Genomic DNA, 15,701 nt, shown 5'->3' with positions numbered 1-15,701 from the left:
TGTGCCGTCAATGTCGGCACGTAGAGCAACCGGTCAAAATTGCATCTCCGCCAGCTTTCGTGTGAAGCTGGCCGCTTCATGCGCGTTGACGTCCGCGGCACGGATCAGATTGTCGAAATGGCTGGTCAGGGTGCGGATCGGCTGCGTGGCGTTCAGCACCAGATACATGTCGCCGACGTAAATGGCGGCGCGATAGGGCCCGAAGATGGTGTAGGGGATCGAATAGCGCATCCGCCCGTCATAGAGAAACAGGCGGAAGGTGGGATAGAGGTCGTCGAGCAGCGTCGCCATATGGAGGAGCTGCTGGTGGCGGTCGGCCTTCGGGAAGCGGTCCCACACGCCCAGCCCACGCGCGAAGATCTCCAGCGTGTGGCGCGGCATACAGACTTCCATGTCGGTTTCGGGCCGTCGGTTGTAGTCGATGCGGTACTGCGTTTCGCCGGCCTGTGCCTCGCGGCTCTTGTTGGCGATGACGGCTTCGTAGTCGACAAGCGCCTCGGTGCGCAGAAGATCGGGAATGCCGGCCGGCACGTAGCGGATTTTCGTTCCCGCCGCCTCGGCATGCCAGCGAGCCAGCAGCGTGCGGTCGAAGCCGTCCGGCGCCTCCTCGATCTCAAGGCTCTCGCGGATTTCGCCGGTAACACCCTCGTCGTGGCTGAGGCCGAGCAACCAGTCGAGCGAGACTTTGAATTCGGCGGCGATGTTGAGCAGCGTTTCGGCGCGGGGAAGGCGGGTCGAGGCGCCGGAGAGCAGCTGCGACAGTGCCGAACGGTCGATGCCAACCGCGGCGGCGAAGGCCGACTGGTTCAAATCGGACCTTGTCAAGAGCATTTTCAGGCGCTCGCGAAAGATCGTCGACAGGTCGCGCTTGTCCAAATCTCTACTCTCCCTGACGTGAGCAAAATTTTGCGCCGAAGCGCTCTACATGGCGTTTCGAGCGCAAATGAATCTACGAGCTTGTTTACAATACATAACATATGCAGCTGAAAATGCGCAATCGCAACAGGTTGTGCGCTTTATCGCGTTGCGCCGACGCAACGCTCCTGACACAATGTTGTCAGGAATCAAACGGGTTCCGGCGACTGGAAGGCAGTGGTCGATAGCATGACGAGCATGGGCAACAGGCGACACGGCGCAGCGACCATCGAATGGCCGACCGTATTTCTCGCACTTCTCTGCTACGGCGGCTGGCTCGCTACCGGCTTCCTGCTCTGGCCTTCTTACCCGCTGCTGGCACTCGCCTTTCTGACCCTGATTGCGGCGCTACAATCCTCGCTGATGCACGAGGTCCTGCACGGCCACCCAACCCGGAATGCGCGGCTCAATGAAGCCTTTGTTTTCCTGCCGATTGGCCTTGTCTGGCCGTTTCGCCGATTCAAGACCATTCATCTGCGCCACCATGCAGACGAGCGCCTGACCGATCCGCTCGATGATCCCGAAAGCTATTACAAGGCTCTCTGGCAGCACGAGGAGCTGCCGTCGGCGATGAAATTCCTGCTGAAGGTCAACAACACGATGATCGGGCGTTTGGTGCTAGGCCCGTGGCTTTCCTGCATCGGCTTTTTCATCGACGACGCCAGGCAGGTTGCCGCGGGCGACAATTCCATCCGCAAGGCATGGCTGCTGCATGCGATCGGCCTCGTCGTGGTGCTGCCTGTCGTGCAGTTCGGCTTCGGCATGCCGTTATGGCTCTACATACTGGTGCCGGTGTGGCTTGGGCAGTCGCTGATTTCGATCCGCACCTACGCCGAGCACCAATGGTCTGAACATCCGGAAGGCCGCACGATCATCGTCGAGCGCTCGCCGCTGTCCTTCCTGTTCCTCAACAACAATCTGCATTTCGTCCATCACAAGAGCCCGACGGTGGCCTGGTACAGGCTGCCGAAGGTGTTTCGCGACCGCCGCGACGAATGGCTGCGGATGAACAATGGCTACGCCTATCCGAACTATTTCGCGCTGCTCAAGGCCTATGCCTTCAAGGCGAAGGAGCCGGTCGTCCATCCCGTGCTGCGGCGCATGCCGGAACCAGGACGCGCATTCAAGCCGCGCGTCAGGGCACGCAGCCTCAATGGGCTTGGCAGCGCACCGGTACCCGCCGAGCCGCCGAAAGAATGATTCTTGCGTTGTTGCAGGCGGTGCCGCGCGGACGACGCTTTCCTGACGTTGCCAATTTCCCCGCATAACGGTCAAATCCCGGCATGAGCGAATTCATTGCGGCTTTGCCGATGTACGACTGGCCGGAAGCGCGGGACGATGTCGACGCGCAATGGGCGCGGCTGTGCGATGCTTTCAGACAAAAAGGCATCGATGCGCCGGAGACGATCATCCGCCGCACCGGCGATTTGCCCCCCGTGCCTGGCGGTATTCGCGACGATCAGGGAAAACCCATCGCGCCCGATCCGGCGACATTGCCGCCGGACGAACTGGATTTTCACCAGCTCTGGCTGCATCCGGCGCTGCTCTTTGCGCAAACCTGCTGGGGACCGATGGAACTCGGCCTGTCGCAGCGTGTCCAACTCGTCGGCCAGCCGCGTTACGACGCCTTCGAAGGTGGACAGGGCGAACTCTATTCGAGCGCCATCGTCATGAGGGCGGGCGAGGCACCGCCGGCAAGGGCGCCGGCCGACGGCGGTGCCGTCATTCCGCTCGATCAGCTTCGCAGCAAGCGCTTCACCTTCAACAGCCTCGATTCCATGTCGGGCATCATCGCGCCAGCCCGCGACCTGCAAGCATTGGGCGAGAGTCTGGATATCTTTTCCGCGCTGAGCGAAAGCTGTGGGCACCGTGCTTCGATCGTTGCCGTTGCCGAGGGCAGGGCGGACGTCGCGGCGATCGATTGCGAGAGCTGGGCGCTGGCGCAGCGTTTCGAGCCTGCGGCGCAGAAGGTGACGGTCGTCGGCTGGACAAGGCGGCGCAAAGGCTTGCCGTTCATCACCGCCAGGACGACGCCGGAAACGATCGTCGCCGCGATGCGCGAGGCGATCGCGGCGCTCACGTAAAGCGCGTCGCGTTCGGTCGGCCTCATGCGACGCGCTTTAGATTCTTGTTTTATGCATGTCGTTATCGCAAAGCCGCTGCACACTTTTGCGCGACATGCTAGCGTCGCTCAGCCGCCAAGCAGCCGATTGTCGAGCGGGTAGGTCGAAAGCTTCTCGTTGCCGGTTTCAGTGATCAGGATCTGTTCTTCGATCTTGACGCCTTCGTAGCCGCCAAGCCGACCGATATAGCTCTCGACGCACAGCACCATGCCAGGTTCGAGCACTCCGTCCGGTGTGTCGTCGGTCCAGTCGCTAGCATGCGGCAAAGTCGGGTATTCGTCGGCAAGGCCGACGCCGTGATAGAGCACCCCGTAACGGGCCGGGAAGCAGTCTCCCGGTGGCACTGACGAGCCCTCGACGAGGTCGCGGAACGATATGCCCGACCGCATCAGCTCCGTGTTGTGGGCGATCTGGTCGGCGGCGATGCGGAACAGGTCGCGCTGCTCATGCGACGGCGGCGCGTCACCGCAAAGCCAGGTGCGCGAAAGGTCGGCGCAGAAGCCGTAAGGACCGATCAGGTCGGTGTCGAAAGCGACGAGCTCGCCGGCCTCGATCGTCCGCGACGAACACTCCTGGAACCATGGATTGGTGCGCGGACCCGACGACAGGAGCCGGGTTTCGATCCATTCGCCGCCGCGCGCGATGTTGCCGCGATGGAGTTCGGCCCACAATTCGTTCTCGGAGATGCCAGGCCTCAGCGCCTTCTCCATCTCGCCCATTGCCGCCTCGCAAGCGGCGATCGCCCGGCGCATGGCAAGGATCTCGTCGGGTGATTTTATCAGCCGCGCATTTTCCATCACCGCCTCGCCATTGCCGGTCGAGATGCCGAGACGGGCGAGCTCTTCGATGCCCTCGGGATTGATATGGTCGACGGCGATACGGCGATTGCCGCCGCCATGTTCCAATACCAGGTCGGCGATGCCGGCTGCCCAGCGGCGGACTTTTCCGGTCAGCTCGCCGCTGTACAGATAAGCCCACGACACCGCCGGCCGCACCTCGTCGACGACGCCGGAATGATCGGAAAGGTGCTCGCAGGAGAAATAGTCGAACAGCACCACCGGGCCATCGGTGGCAACGAAACAATGCCTGGTCCGATTGTGTGCGACCCAGAGCTGCATGTTGGTTGCGTCGGTGGCATAGCGGATGTTGACCGGATCGTAGAGCAGGGCTCCCGCATAGTCGCGGCGCTTCAGCTCGGCGCGGATGCGCTCGAGCCGGTATCGGCGCATGGCGGGCAGGTTAGGAGCAGCAATGCCCGCCGCCTGCCATTCGGCTTCCGCCAGCGCTCCATAGCCCAGCGCATGCTGGTTGAGTTCAGCGGCCTTCAGCCGCGATTTTTTGTGCAGCGCATCATTCGAGCCGTCGGGCTCGAACGGCATGATCTTGCGGTGATGACGGGGCCGGTCAGTGGGGTTCCTGTCCACCCTCGGCTCCTCCGCTAACGCCTTCCTTAGGCGCCGTGGCTTCTCCCACCGCCATTCTCTTCAATCTTACATAGGCGCCGGCCCGGGCGGACTTGCCGGTGCCGCGCAACAGCGGAACCATCATTTGCCGTGGTTGGCCGTCCGGCTCATAGCCGGCCGCTTTGAGCTGCTCCAAAATGACCGGCCGCGGATCGTCGCGGTCAAGCCAGACGAGTACGGCCGGCTCCTGCATCAGCGTTTCGAAATTAGGCACTTCCTGGTCAAGTGCGACCAGTTTTTCGTCGACCAGCCGCAGGTTTCCGACCCATGCACCATCAGATATTGCGGTTTTGACCGATCCGTCCGCAGTCAGTTGGCGATAGAGGGCGGGGTAATCCACGCGGATCATCCGCGAGAGGCCACTGGTCCCGTTTATCTGGACGTACCAGGTGGCGGGCGCGAGCAGCACGGCGATGATCGCTCCAGCCGCGATCACCAGCAGCTGCGCATTCCTGCCGCGCGGCGCCAGCCGTTCCATAGTGGCGACGATGGCCAGCGGCAACATGAACAGGACCGGTAGCAGCCAGCGGTCCTTGACCACCGTCACGCCGGTGGCCAGTACAAGTATTGCAAGCATGGCCAAGCCGAGCGCCAAGGTACGCCGCAACAGAATTTCCCGAGCCGGACCTTTCGGGTGCCACTCGGAGAAACGAAACCCGGCCAGCCCGAAAGCCAGCGCGGAAACTAGCACCGGCAAGACCGCGAAATTGAAGGTTCCCATGATAAACTTGCCGGCACCGACAAAGGCCGCCGCCATGCGCCCCCGTTGCGCGTCTATTCCGAACTTCTCGCCTCTCGACAATAAATCGGCGGGATGCATGAGGCTCCAATAGGTGGTTGGCGCCAGCACCAATATCGCGACCGCTATGCTGATGGCGAACTTCGGATCGAGAATCGCACTGCGCCATTCGCGCAGCGACAGCGCGGCCGCAACAAGGGCCACCACGAGGAAGACATCATTATATTTGGCAAGAATTGCCGCCGCGGTGGCCAGGCCAAACGCCGCATAGGCGATCATGCTTCGCCGCTCGAGAAGATAGGCCATGGCCAGCAGGAGCAGCGAGCAGAAGCCGACGACGGCGACGGAATGCGACAAGGCGCGCTGCGATTCCCAGACGATCTGCGGGATCGTAAACAGGCCGAACATGGCCGCCGCCGCTGTCGCCTTGGTGTAGCCGAACCGCCGCATGGCGGCGAACACGCTGCAGGCGGCAAGGAACAGCACGGAGTATTTGACGAGCTTCAGCGTGAAGATACTGGTGCCGAAAACATGCGCGGCCAGCCAGTTGATCCAGGTGTAGAGAGGTGGTTGCGAGCCGCCATATCCAGCCCAGAGATGCGGAACATAGATCAGTTGCTCCGCATCATCGATGCCGACGCCGGTTCCCGCCCAAGAGCTCAACAGGGACAGTATGATGGTCTGCAAGGCAAAATAAGCCGCGACCATGACGATCGCCGCCGGGAAGGGGCCGATCCGTCCCTCGGCCAGCCACTCGGCCCATCTCAGATTGTACTTCAATGAAATCTCATCGCCCTTGCCAGCAGAGTGTTGCCGGCTGCGCTAGCATGAAGAGTATGCTCCGCACAATGCGACCGGCTGGCTGCGCCTACGTCCTCATCTTTTCGCCGCTCGGGTCGAAGGGCGGCTCGACATTGATGCGTGCGGGACGCCGGTGCCCGAGGATTTCGATCTCGAACAGCCCGGCGCTCTCGTTCTCGGCAAGCGCTGCCGGTACATAGCCTTGCGCCATCGACTTCTCGACATAATGCGCATAGCCGCCGGAGGTGACCCAGCCGACCACGCGCCAGTCGCCGTCGACAATGCCGCGCACGGCAGACGCGCCTTCGGCGGCGTTCGAGCCGCGCACTTCCTTGCCGCCCGCGTCGAAGCGCGGCGCGCCATAGCCATGCGGCTTTTCCACGGTGCCGTAATCCTTGCCGCCGACCTTGGCCCAGATCGGCTCGTCGCCCATGACGTCTGCATCCGCGGCATCGACGATGAAGGAGACACGGCGCAGTTTCGGCCCTTCTGCCTGTTCCTTGGCCGCTGCTTCCCGGCCGATGAAGTCGTTCTTCTCTAGCTTGATGAAGCGGTCCATCGAGCCTTCGAACGGTCCGTAGATCGGACGTAACTCGCGGAACCAGGTCGGGAAGTTCTTCTCAAGGCGCATCGAGAGCAAAGCCCGCATGCCGAAATCGACAAGGCCAAACTCTTCGCCAGCCTCCTTGATTGCCTTGTAGACCAGGCGCTGGTAGGCAGGCGCCATCCAGATCTCATAGCCGAGGTCGCCGGTGTAGGTGATCCGGTTGACCATGCAGGGCGCTCCGCCGACCGCCATCTCGCGGAAATCCATGAAGCGGAAGGCCTTGGTCGAGATGTCGACATCGACCAGTTTCTGCAGCAGGTCGCGGGATTTCGGCCCGGCGATCGACAACCCGACCAGCGTCTGGTCGAAGCGGTGGATGCGCACCTCTGACGCCCTTGGACCGTCCTTCGGCAGATGCTTCTCGAACCAGCGCATGTGGTATTTTTGCGCTGCCGAAGAACCCCATATCATGAAGCGGTCTTCCCCACCCCTTGGGCCCGCCTTGGCAATGGTGAAGTCCCCGATCAGCCGGCCGAACTCGTTCAGCATGGGCGTCAGCACGATGCGGCCGGTCTTCGGCATGCGATTGGTCATCAGACGGTTGAGGAAGTCCTCGGCCCCTGGCCCGGAGACTTCGTATTTGGCGAAGTTGGCGATCTCGGTGACGCCGACCCTCTCGCGGGTGGCGCGCACTTCCTCGCCGATCGGGCGGAAATCATTGGAGCGGTGGAAGGACACGACGTCCTTCGGCTCCGAGCCTTTCGGCGCGAACCAGAGCGGGGTTTCGAGACCCCAGCTGTCGCCCATGACGGCGTTGTTGGCGAGCATGGTGTCGTAAAGCGGGGTCGTCTGCGCTGGTCTTGCCGCCGGTAATTCCTCGTTGGGAAAGCGGATGGAGAAGCGGCGCGAATAATTTTCGCGGACCTTTGCGTTGGTATAGCGCAGCGTTGCCCATTCGCCGAAGCGCGCAACGTCCATGCCCCAGACGTCGAAGCCGGGGTCGCCATGGACCATCCAGTTCGACAGCGCCAGGCCGACGCCGCCGCCCTGGCTGAAGCCGGCCATGACGGCGCAGGCGCACCAGAAATTGGTCAGGCCCTGCACCGGGCCGACCAGCGGGTTGCCGTCCAGCGCGAAGGTGAAGGGGCCGTTGATGATCTGCTTGATGCCGGCCTTCTCGATGCCGGGGAAATGCTTGAAGCCGATCTCGAGCGACGGCGCGATGCGGTCGATGTCTGGCTGCAGCAGCTCGTGGCCGAAATCCCAGGGCGTGCTGACCGGCGACCACGGCTTGCAGGCCTTTTCATAGGTGCCGAGCAGGATGCCGTTGCGCTCCTGGCGGGTATAGATCTCGCCCTTGAAATCGAGCACGCCAATCATCTCGCGGCCGGTCGACTTGTTGAATTCCTCGACCTCCGGCATCGGCTCGGTCAGGAGATACATGTGCTCCATGGCCAGCACCGGCAGTTCGACGCCGACCATGCGACCGATCTCGCGCGCCCACAGGCCGCCGCAGTTAACCACATGCTCGGCTTTGACTGTGCCTTGCTCAGTGACGACGTTCCAGGTGCCGTCGACCTCCTGCGTCAGTTCCACGACGCGGTTGCGCAGTACGATCTCGGCGCCTAGCTTCCTGGCGGCCTTGGCATAGGCATGGGTGGTGCCGGAAGGGTCGAGATGACCCTCGACTGGATCCCACATGGCGCCGACGAAATTCGTCTCGTCCATCAGCGGGAACATCGCCTTGGCTTCGGACGGCGTGATCAGTTCGGTGTCCATGCCGAGATAGCGGCCCTTGGCGTGGGCGAGCCGCAAGAAGTCCATGCGCTCGGGCGTGTCAGCCATCATCACGCCGCCGGTCAGGTGCAGCGAGCAGGATTGGCCGGAAATCTCCTCGATCTCCTTGTAAAGCTGCACCGTGTAGGCCTGCAGCTTGGCGACGTTGGGATCGCCGTTCAGCGTATGGAAGCCGCCCGCCGCATGCCAGGACGAGCCGGAAGTGAGCTCCGAACGCTCGATCAGCATGATGTCGTTCCAGCCAGCCTTGGCCAGATGATAGAGCACCGAGCAGCCAACGACCCCGCCGCCGATGACAACCGCTTTTGCATGAGATTTCATGAAGATAATTCCGTTTTTGAAGAGATTGAATCGAGTGAGCGGGGCGCGAAAACAAAGCGGAGATCGGATACAGCGATGTTTCCGGCCAGCCTGCCATCAAGACGGAGTGGGGGTCGACTACTCATCAGATGATCAGAAATCGGTCGGCGCGCCGCCTTCGGCCCGGCGCTTGTCGACGAAAGCGTTGAGCTCCTCCCTGATTGCCGGATCCATGTAAGGCTCTTCATAGGAGGCCAGCCGTTCCTTCCAGACGCGATTGGCCTTTTCGAGCGCCGTCGGCGACCCGGCCTCCGCCCAACTCTCGAAATTGCGCCAGTCCGAGATAATAGGCGCATAGAACGCGGTCTTGTAGCGGTCCTGCGTGTGCTGGGTGCCGAAGAAATGGCCGCCGGGGCCGACGGACTGTATGGCGTCGAAACCGAGTGCTTCCTCGGAAAGATCGAGCGGCGTCAGGAACTCGGCGACCATCTGCAACAGGTCTATGTCGAGGATGGTCTTCTCGTAGGAGCAGCGCAGGCCGCCTTCCAGCCAGCCGGCCGCATGCATCATCAGATTGCCGCCGCCCTGGATGGCGCCCCACAGTGAGAACACGCTTTCATAGGCGGCCTGCGCATCGACCGTGTTGGCGGCGCAGGTGTTGGAGGTGCGGTAGGGGATGTTGTAGCGGCGGGCGAGCTGCCCGCCGACCAGCTGCGCCTTCATATATTCCGGCGTGCCGAAGGCCGGCGCGCCGGACTTCATATCGACGTTCGAGGTGAAGCCGCCGTAGCCGACAGGCGCGCCCTTGCGCACCATCTGCGCAAAGGCGATGCCGGACAGCGCCTCGGCATTCTGCTGCACCAGCGCGCCGGCAATCGTCACCGGCGCCATGGCGCCGGACAGGGTGAACGGCGTCACGATGACCACCTGGCCCTTGCTCGACATCTGGATGATGCCTTCCATCATCGGCACGTCGAGCTTGAGCGGCGAATTGGTGTTGATGATGGTGAATACCGACGGCTCTGCAAGCAACTGCTCATGGCTGATGCCACGTGCGATCCTGGTGATCTCGATGCCGTCGACGTTGCGCTCCTTGCCGAGCGAATAGATGTGGAACATCTTGTCGGTCAGCGTGGCGAGGTCACGGATGCATTCAAGGTGGCGGACGGACGGATGGATGTCGATCGGCTCGACCGGATAGCCGCCCGTGCAGTTCAATATGTTGTGCATCTGCGCAAGCTTGAGGAAGTTGCGGTAGTCCTGCTGGTTGCCCGGCCGGCGGCCGCGGTCGACGTCGGAGCAATTGGGCGCCGACGCCATCATCGAGATGATCAGATTATCGCCGCCGAAGCGCACGTTGTGCGCCGGGTTGCGGGCGTGGATGGTGAATTCCGGCGGGCAGTGCGCAACCAGTTCCAGGATCATGTCACTGTCGAAGCGCACCCGCTCGCTGCCTTCGCGGACATCGGCGCCATGCGCCTTCATGATGCGCCGGGCTTCGTCATGCAGCACGTCGACGCCGATTTCCCGCAGCACGCGCAGAGAGGCGAGGTGGATAGATTCCAGCTCGTCGTCGGAAACCAGCCGGGTCGGCGCCAGCGGGTTCTTCAACTGCCGAAACGGCGGCTGCTCGAACGCCGCCGATCCGCCGGCACGCTTTCCCGCGCGGCCGCCGCGACGGGCGCGGTCGTTTGCCAATGCAGGTTCGGCGGGCTGAAGGGCGGCGGTCATGATAGTCCTCGTACGCTGCGGCAATGCGGCGGCATAATGGACTGCCGGCCGGCCAGCCATTGCGGAGGCGGCGACCACTAGGACGAGGGAAGCGACATGCCTGAAGGGCAGCCGGAGGGATCGTCAGGCTCTTATCTCTTCCGGCTGGCGCAAGCGGTTTTCGTTGCCGGTGCTTACCGCGATGAAAGCGAAACGCTAGTCCTGCATCATGGACCGGGCGAAACAGGACAGCGGCGAGACAGTGCAATGGGCGGCGATCACCGGCGTGATCGCCACCGTCTCGGTGTTCGCCATCGCGCAAGGGCTGAGCTATCCGCTGTTGAGCTTCATCCTGCAGCGCCAGGGCGTTTCGCCGGCCATGATCGGCCTGTCGGCGGCAATGACGCCGATCGGCTTCATCGTCTCGTCGCCGCTGGTTCCGGCGCTGGCGCGGCGTTTCGGGGCAGGGCGCACCGCGCTTACTTGCGCGGCACTTTCCGCGCTGGTGCTGGCGCTGATCGGCTGGACGCAAAATGTCTATCTGTGGTTTCCTCTGCGCTTTTTGATCGGCGCCGTCACCAACCCGCTCTACGTGCTGAGCGAAGTCTGGGTGATCGCACTGGCGCCGCCGACACGCCGCGGCCGCGTCATGGGCATCTATTCGACCATCATTTCGGCGGGCTTTGCGGCGGGGCCGCTGTGCCTGCTTGCGGTCGGCACCGAGGGATGGCCGCCGTTCCTCGTCGGCATCGCCGCATTTCTGTTTTGCGGCGCCTGCCTCGCCTCGGTGCTGGCACGGCTGCCCAAGGTCGACGAGAGCGGGCACCGCGTTTCGGTGCTGGGGTTCGTGCCGCAGGCGTGGCTGCTGTTATCGGCAGTGATCGTGGCCGCCGGTTTCGAACAGGCGGTGCTCGCCTTGCTGCCGGTCTACGGAACACATTATGGCATCGCCGAAGCGCGCATGTCGGCGCTGCTGTCGGTGATGATCGCCGGCAACATCGCTATGCAGGTGCCGCTCGGCCTGCTGGCGGAACGACTGACGGCGCGGCTGGTGCGGTTCATCTGTGTTTCGATGACGGTGCTGGGATGCGTTCTGTTGCCGGTTCTCATCGAGACGCCGCTGATCTGGCCGTGCGTCTTCATCTGGGGCGCGGTTTCCTACGGCATTTACACGATGTCGATCATTGAACTCGGCGAGCGGTTCACCGGCTCGGCACTGGTCGCCGGCAACGCCGCCTTCTCGCTGATGTGGGGCGTCGGCGGCATCGCCGTGCCGCCGCTGGCGGGCAGCGCCATGGATGTTGTTGGCGCCGGCGGCCTGCCAATGACGCTCGGTGCCATTTGCCTGGCGCTGGCAGTTGTAACGGTCATTCGAAGACGGATGGTGTGAATGCCAGAAAGCCGCCGTTTCTGACGAATGGCTTGAATGTAAGCGGCCCCATGTCGATCTTGGCTATGTCGCCACCCGACTCAACCGGAGACCTCATGACCAAATCGAATACCAAGGGCCAGCCGGGTTCGGCGGCCGAAGACCCGTTTCTCTGGCTTGAGGACAGGAGGGGCAAGCAGGCGCTCGACTGGGTGCATCACCAAAATGCAGTTACGGTCGGGGAGCTGCAGGGTGATCCGTCCTATCAGACGTCGTTCGAGACGGCGCTCGACCTGATGACAGCCGAGGATAACATCGCCGTCGGGGCCGCTATCAACGGCTATGTCTATAATTTCTGGCAGGACCGGACGAACGTACTCGGCCTCTGGCGGCGCACCACCGTCGCCTCCTACAAGACCGACAAGCCGGAATGGCAGACGATCATCGACTTCGACAGTCTGGCGGCGAAAGAGGGGGTGAAATGGGTGTTCAGCGGCGCCAGCCGGCTCTACCCCGACTTCAGCCGCTGCCTGCTCAACCTGTCGCCGGATGGCGGCGATGCCAGCGAGATGCGCGAATTCGATATCGAAAGCAGATCGTTCGTCGATGGCGGCTTTCGCGCTCCTGCCTCGAAATCGAGCTTTAGCTGGCTGGACGAGGACACGGTTATCGTTTCCGCCGCCTTCGAGGAGGACGACAAGACCCAGTCCGGTTATCCGCGCGTGGTCAAGCTTTGGCGGCGCGGCACGCCACTGGAAGCGGCGATGCCGATCTTCGAGGCGCTGAAGCAGGATCTTGCCGCCGGCGGGTCCGTCGAATTCGACGGCGACAAGCGTCATGTCTTCCTCGCCCGGACCATCGACTTCTTCGCCTCGCACAGCTTCCTGCGGCTGCCTTCCGGCGGAAACAGGCGCATCCCGTTGCCGGACGACGTCACCGATACGGCGCTGTTCAAAGGCCAGCTCGTCTTTGGCGTGCGTACCCCGTGGACTGCGCCGGACGGCACGCTGTGTAAGCCCGACGGACTCTATTCACTCGATTTCGAGCGCTGGATCGAAACCGGGCTATTCGGATCCCTCGATACCGTGCTCGAGCCGGCGCACCGCGTCTCGATCGCCGGCATTGCCCGCACGCAGGACCGGCTGTTCATCAATTTGATGGACAATGTGCGCGGCAAGGTCGTCGCCGGCAAGCGCAGCGACAGCGGCTGGGAGTTCAAGCCCGTGGCGTTGCCCGAAAACGGCAATGTCGGCATCAGCCATGCCGAGCATTTCGGTTCCAGCGTCTCCTTCTCCTTCACCGATTTCCTGACGCCGAGCTCGATCATCTGGTCGGACGACAACGCCGCGGGGCTGGCAACGGTGAAGTCGCAGCCGGCGCGTTTCGACGCGTCGTCCCTGCTCTCCGAACAGTTCGAGGCGCGCTCGAAGGATGGCACGATGATCCCGTACTTCGTCGTCAGGAGGCGCGACTTGCATGGACCCGTGCCGACATTGCTTTACGGCTATGGCGGCTTCGAAGTGCCGCTGCTGCCCGGCTATGCCGGCGTACGCGGCAGGCTGTGGCTGGAGAAGGGCAATGCCTATGTGCAGGCCAACATCCGCGGCGGCGGCGAGTTCGGCCCGAACTGGCACCAGGCGGCGCTCAAGGCCAATCGCCAGAATGCCTTCGACGATTTCGCTGCCGTCGCGCAAGATCTGGTCAAACGCGGCATCGCTACGCCCGCCACACTGGGCATCCAGGGCGGATCGAATGGTGGCTTGCTGACCGGCGTCTCGCTGACCCAGCACCCGGAATTGTTCGGTGCAGTGATCATCGACGTGCCGCTGCTCGATATGCTGCGCTACACCGAGCTGCCGCCCGGCGCGTCATGGATGGCCGAGTATGGCGATCCGGCGAAGCCGGAAGAGGCAGCCTGGCTCGCCGCCTATTCGCCCTATCAGCATGTAGACACGGATGCAGCCTATCCGCCGGTGTTGCTGACGACCTCGACCGCCGACGATCGCGTCCATCCCGGGCATGCCCGCAAGATGGCGGCACGGCTGCAGGCGGCCGGCCACGGCAAGACGCTGTTCTTCGAGGAGACCGAGGGCGGCCATGGCGGACGCGGCGACCGGCGGCCGCAGGCCGCACAGGCGGCGATGAAGTACGTCTTCCTGCAGCGGGCCCTGACTGGCACCAATTGACCGGCGTCGCTTGACCGGCACGGCTTGAACTGAGGGCTCGAGGCAGCCTAAGGTGCATGCATGGCTCGGCTGGCGAAATCGGGTTGCGCATTTGGGGTGGCGGTGACGCCGTCGTCGCGCACGCTACGCGCCGAGCTGTTGCGGCTCTGCGCTCGCATCGGCTATTCGCCGCCCGCTGTCCTCTGACGAATCCGCCCCGGCGCGAAAGCTGCCGGATTGGTTCAAGAGGAAAGACCAGACATGACCTACCAGAATTATTCGCTGAAGCAGCTTCAGCAGATCGATGCCGCGCATCACCTTCATCCGTTCACCGACCACAAAGAGATGCGCGAGACCGGCTCGCGCATCATCACCCACGCCAACGGGCCGTTCATCTATGATGCCGAAGGGACGGAAATCCTCGACGGCATGGCTGGGCTGTGGTGCGTCAATGTCGGCTATGGCCGCGACGAGCTGGCCGACGCCGCCTACGCCCAGATGAAGGAATTGCCCTACTACAACTCTTTCTTCAAATGCTCGACGCCGACGCCGGTTCTGCTGTCGAAAAAGCTGGCGGAGATCGCGCCAAGGCACATCAACCAGGTGTTCTACGGCTCGTCCGGTTCGGAGGCCAACGACACGGCGCTGCGCCTGGTCCGTCACTATTGGGTGCTGGAAGGCAGGCCCGAGAAGAACCGCATCATCTCACGCAAGATGGGCTACCACGGCTCGACCATCGCCGGCGCCTCGCTCGGCGGCATGGATTTGATGCACAAGCAGCTCGGCGGCGCCGTGCCCAACATCGTCCATGTGATGATGCCCTATGCCTATGAGCTCGCACTGCCCGGCGAAAGCGACCATGATTTCGGCCTGCGCGCGGCAAAAGCGGTCGAGGACGCGATCCTCGAAGCCGGCGCCGACAAGGTGGCCGCCTTCATCGGCGAGCCGGTGATGGGGGCAGGCGGGGTGAAGATCCCGCCGATGAGCTATTGGCCGGAGGTGCAGCGCATCTGCCGCAAATACGATGTCCTGCTGATGCTGGACGAGGTCATCACCGGATATGGCCGCACAGGCGAGTGGTTCGCCGCACAAGCCTTCGATGTCGAGCCCGACACCATCACCACGGCCAAGGCGCTGACCTCTGGCTATCAGCCGCTGTCGGCGCTGCTGGTCGGCGACCGCATCGCGGCGACGCTGGTCGAAAAGGGCGGCGAATTCTATCACGGCTACACCTATGCCGGGCATCCGGTGGCCTGCGCGGTGGCGCTGAAGAACCTCGAGATCATCGAGCGCGAAGGCCTGGTCGAGCGCGTGAGGAACGACACCGGGCCTTACTTCGCCAGGGCCCTGCAGGAACGTCTCGGTGGGCACGATCTGGTCGGCGAGGTGCGCTCGTTCGGGCTGATGGGGGCGATCGAGATCGTCAAGGACAAGGTGACCAAGGAGCGCTTCCTGCCGGCCGGCAGCGCGGCGGTGATGGTTCGCGACCACGCGATTGTCCAGGGCATGATGCTGCGCGCTACCGGCGACACGATGATCCTGTCGCCGCCGCTGATCTGGACGCGCGAGACGATCGACATGGCCTGCGACCGCATCGCCACGGCGCTCGACCTGGCGCAAGCAGATTTGCGCAAGCGGTAAGATGGAACGTTTGCCGGGCGCCCCCGAAAAGGGCGCCCCGCGAATGAATTCCCGCTACTTCGAACAATTAGGACAAAGAGGATGGTTAAATATAATTAAAGGGAAAGTGTACACCGCCAAACACTAAATTT

The 15,701-nt window shown here is 63.0% G+C and carries 10 protein-coding genes; 5 read left to right on the top strand and 5 right to left on the bottom strand.

The features are described 5' to 3' along the window. Window positions 1-33: 33 nt before the first annotated feature. The gene (locus tag NKI52_RS28640; protein ID WP_352700441.1) at window positions 34-876 is read right to left on the bottom strand and encodes a helix-turn-helix domain-containing protein; all 843 of its coding nucleotides are present in this window, start codon (window positions 874-876) and stop codon (window positions 34-36) included. Between the two features lie 228 nt (window positions 877-1,104). Here NKI52_RS28640 and NKI52_RS28635 point away from each other — a divergent pair, with 228 nt between their 5' ends. Continuing rightward, window positions 1,105-2,115, top strand: coding sequence for a fatty acid desaturase (locus NKI52_RS28635; RefSeq protein ID WP_352700440.1), 1,011 nt, complete (start codon window positions 1,105-1,107; stop codon window positions 2,113-2,115). Window positions 2,116-2,198: 83 nt separating this feature from the next. Next, window positions 2,199-2,999, top strand: coding sequence for a phosphate/phosphite/phosphonate ABC transporter substrate-binding protein (locus NKI52_RS28630; protein WP_352700439.1), 801 nt, complete (start codon window positions 2,199-2,201; stop codon window positions 2,997-2,999). A 107-nt stretch (window positions 3,000-3,106) separates the two neighbouring features. Here the strand turns inward: NKI52_RS28630 and NKI52_RS28625 are convergent, their stop codons facing one another. The 4 genes from NKI52_RS28625 to NKI52_RS28610 all read right to left on the bottom strand — a co-directional run bounded on the left by NKI52_RS28625 (window position 3,107) and on the right by NKI52_RS28610 (window position 10,416). Next, the gene (locus NKI52_RS28625; protein WP_023676496.1) at window positions 3,107-4,417 is read right to left on the bottom strand and encodes a M24 family metallopeptidase; all 1,311 of its coding nucleotides are present in this window, start codon (window positions 4,415-4,417) and stop codon (window positions 3,107-3,109) included. 25 nt (window positions 4,418-4,442) lie between these two features. Beyond that, window positions 4,443-6,020: an ArnT family glycosyltransferase gene (locus NKI52_RS28620; protein ID WP_352700438.1), complete on the bottom strand. Its 1,578-nt coding sequence runs from the start codon at window positions 6,018-6,020 to the stop codon at window positions 4,443-4,445. 88 nt (window positions 6,021-6,108) lie between these two features. Then, window positions 6,109-8,706: a GcvT family protein gene (locus tag NKI52_RS28615; protein ID WP_023676494.1), complete on the bottom strand. Its 2,598-nt coding sequence runs from the start codon at window positions 8,704-8,706 to the stop codon at window positions 6,109-6,111. A gap of 132 nt (window positions 8,707-8,838) precedes the next feature. After that, window positions 8,839-10,416 carry a trimethylamine methyltransferase family protein gene (locus tag NKI52_RS28610; protein ID WP_023676493.1) on the bottom strand — a complete coding sequence of 526 codons (1,578 nt, stop codon included), beginning with the start codon at window positions 10,414-10,416 and terminating at the stop codon, window positions 8,839-8,841. A gap of 208 nt (window positions 10,417-10,624) precedes the next feature. Between NKI52_RS28610 and NKI52_RS28605 the strand changes: the two genes are divergently transcribed. The 3 genes from NKI52_RS28605 to NKI52_RS28595 all read left to right on the top strand — a co-directional run bounded on the left by NKI52_RS28605 (window position 10,625) and on the right by NKI52_RS28595 (window position 15,570). After that, window positions 10,625-11,785 (top strand): MFS transporter, encoded by a 1,161-nt coding sequence (locus tag NKI52_RS28605; RefSeq protein WP_023676492.1) that lies wholly within the window; start codon window positions 10,625-10,627, stop codon window positions 11,783-11,785. 95 nt (window positions 11,786-11,880) lie between these two features. Next, window positions 11,881-13,950 carry a prolyl oligopeptidase family serine peptidase gene (locus NKI52_RS28600; protein ID WP_352587681.1) on the top strand — a complete coding sequence of 690 codons (2,070 nt, stop codon included), beginning with the start codon at window positions 11,881-11,883 and terminating at the stop codon, window positions 13,948-13,950. Between the two features lie 240 nt (window positions 13,951-14,190). Continuing rightward, the gene (locus NKI52_RS28595; RefSeq protein WP_023676490.1) at window positions 14,191-15,570 is read left to right on the top strand and encodes an aspartate aminotransferase family protein; all 1,380 of its coding nucleotides are present in this window, start codon (window positions 14,191-14,193) and stop codon (window positions 15,568-15,570) included. The last annotated feature ends 131 nt before the right edge of the window (window positions 15,571-15,701 follow it).

Source organism: Mesorhizobium sp. M0590 (genome assembly GCF_040320905.1).
Lineage (GTDB): Bacteria > Pseudomonadota > Alphaproteobacteria > Rhizobiales > Rhizobiaceae > Mesorhizobium.
Note: the sequence above shows the minus strand (reverse complement) of the source record. Positions and strands in the feature narration are given on the sequence as shown.

Excerpts from the sequence above, each read along its gene's own strand:
- NKI52_RS28635 (WP_352700440.1), top strand. The coding sequence starts at position 1,105 with ATGACGAGCATGGGCAACAGGCGACACGGCGCAGCGACCATCGAATGG.
- NKI52_RS28630 (WP_352700439.1), top strand. The coding sequence starts at position 2,199 with ATGAGCGAATTCATTGCGGCTTTGCCGATGTACGACTGGCCGGAAGCG.
- NKI52_RS28625 (WP_023676496.1), bottom strand. The coding sequence starts at position 4,417 with ATGCCGTTCGAGCCCGACGGCTCGAATGATGCGCTGCACAAAAAATCG.
- NKI52_RS28615 (WP_023676494.1), bottom strand. The coding sequence starts at position 8,706 with ATGAAATCTCATGCAAAAGCGGTTGTCATCGGCGGCGGGGTCGTTGGC.
- NKI52_RS28610 (WP_023676493.1), bottom strand. The coding sequence starts at position 10,416 with ATGACCGCCGCCCTTCAGCCCGCCGAACCTGCATTGGCAAACGACCGC.
- NKI52_RS28605 (WP_023676492.1), top strand. The coding sequence starts at position 10,625 with ATGGACCGGGCGAAACAGGACAGCGGCGAGACAGTGCAATGGGCGGCG.
- NKI52_RS28600 (WP_352587681.1), top strand. The coding sequence starts at position 11,881 with ATGACCAAATCGAATACCAAGGGCCAGCCGGGTTCGGCGGCCGAAGAC.
- NKI52_RS28595 (WP_023676490.1), top strand. The coding sequence starts at position 14,191 with ATGACCTACCAGAATTATTCGCTGAAGCAGCTTCAGCAGATCGATGCC.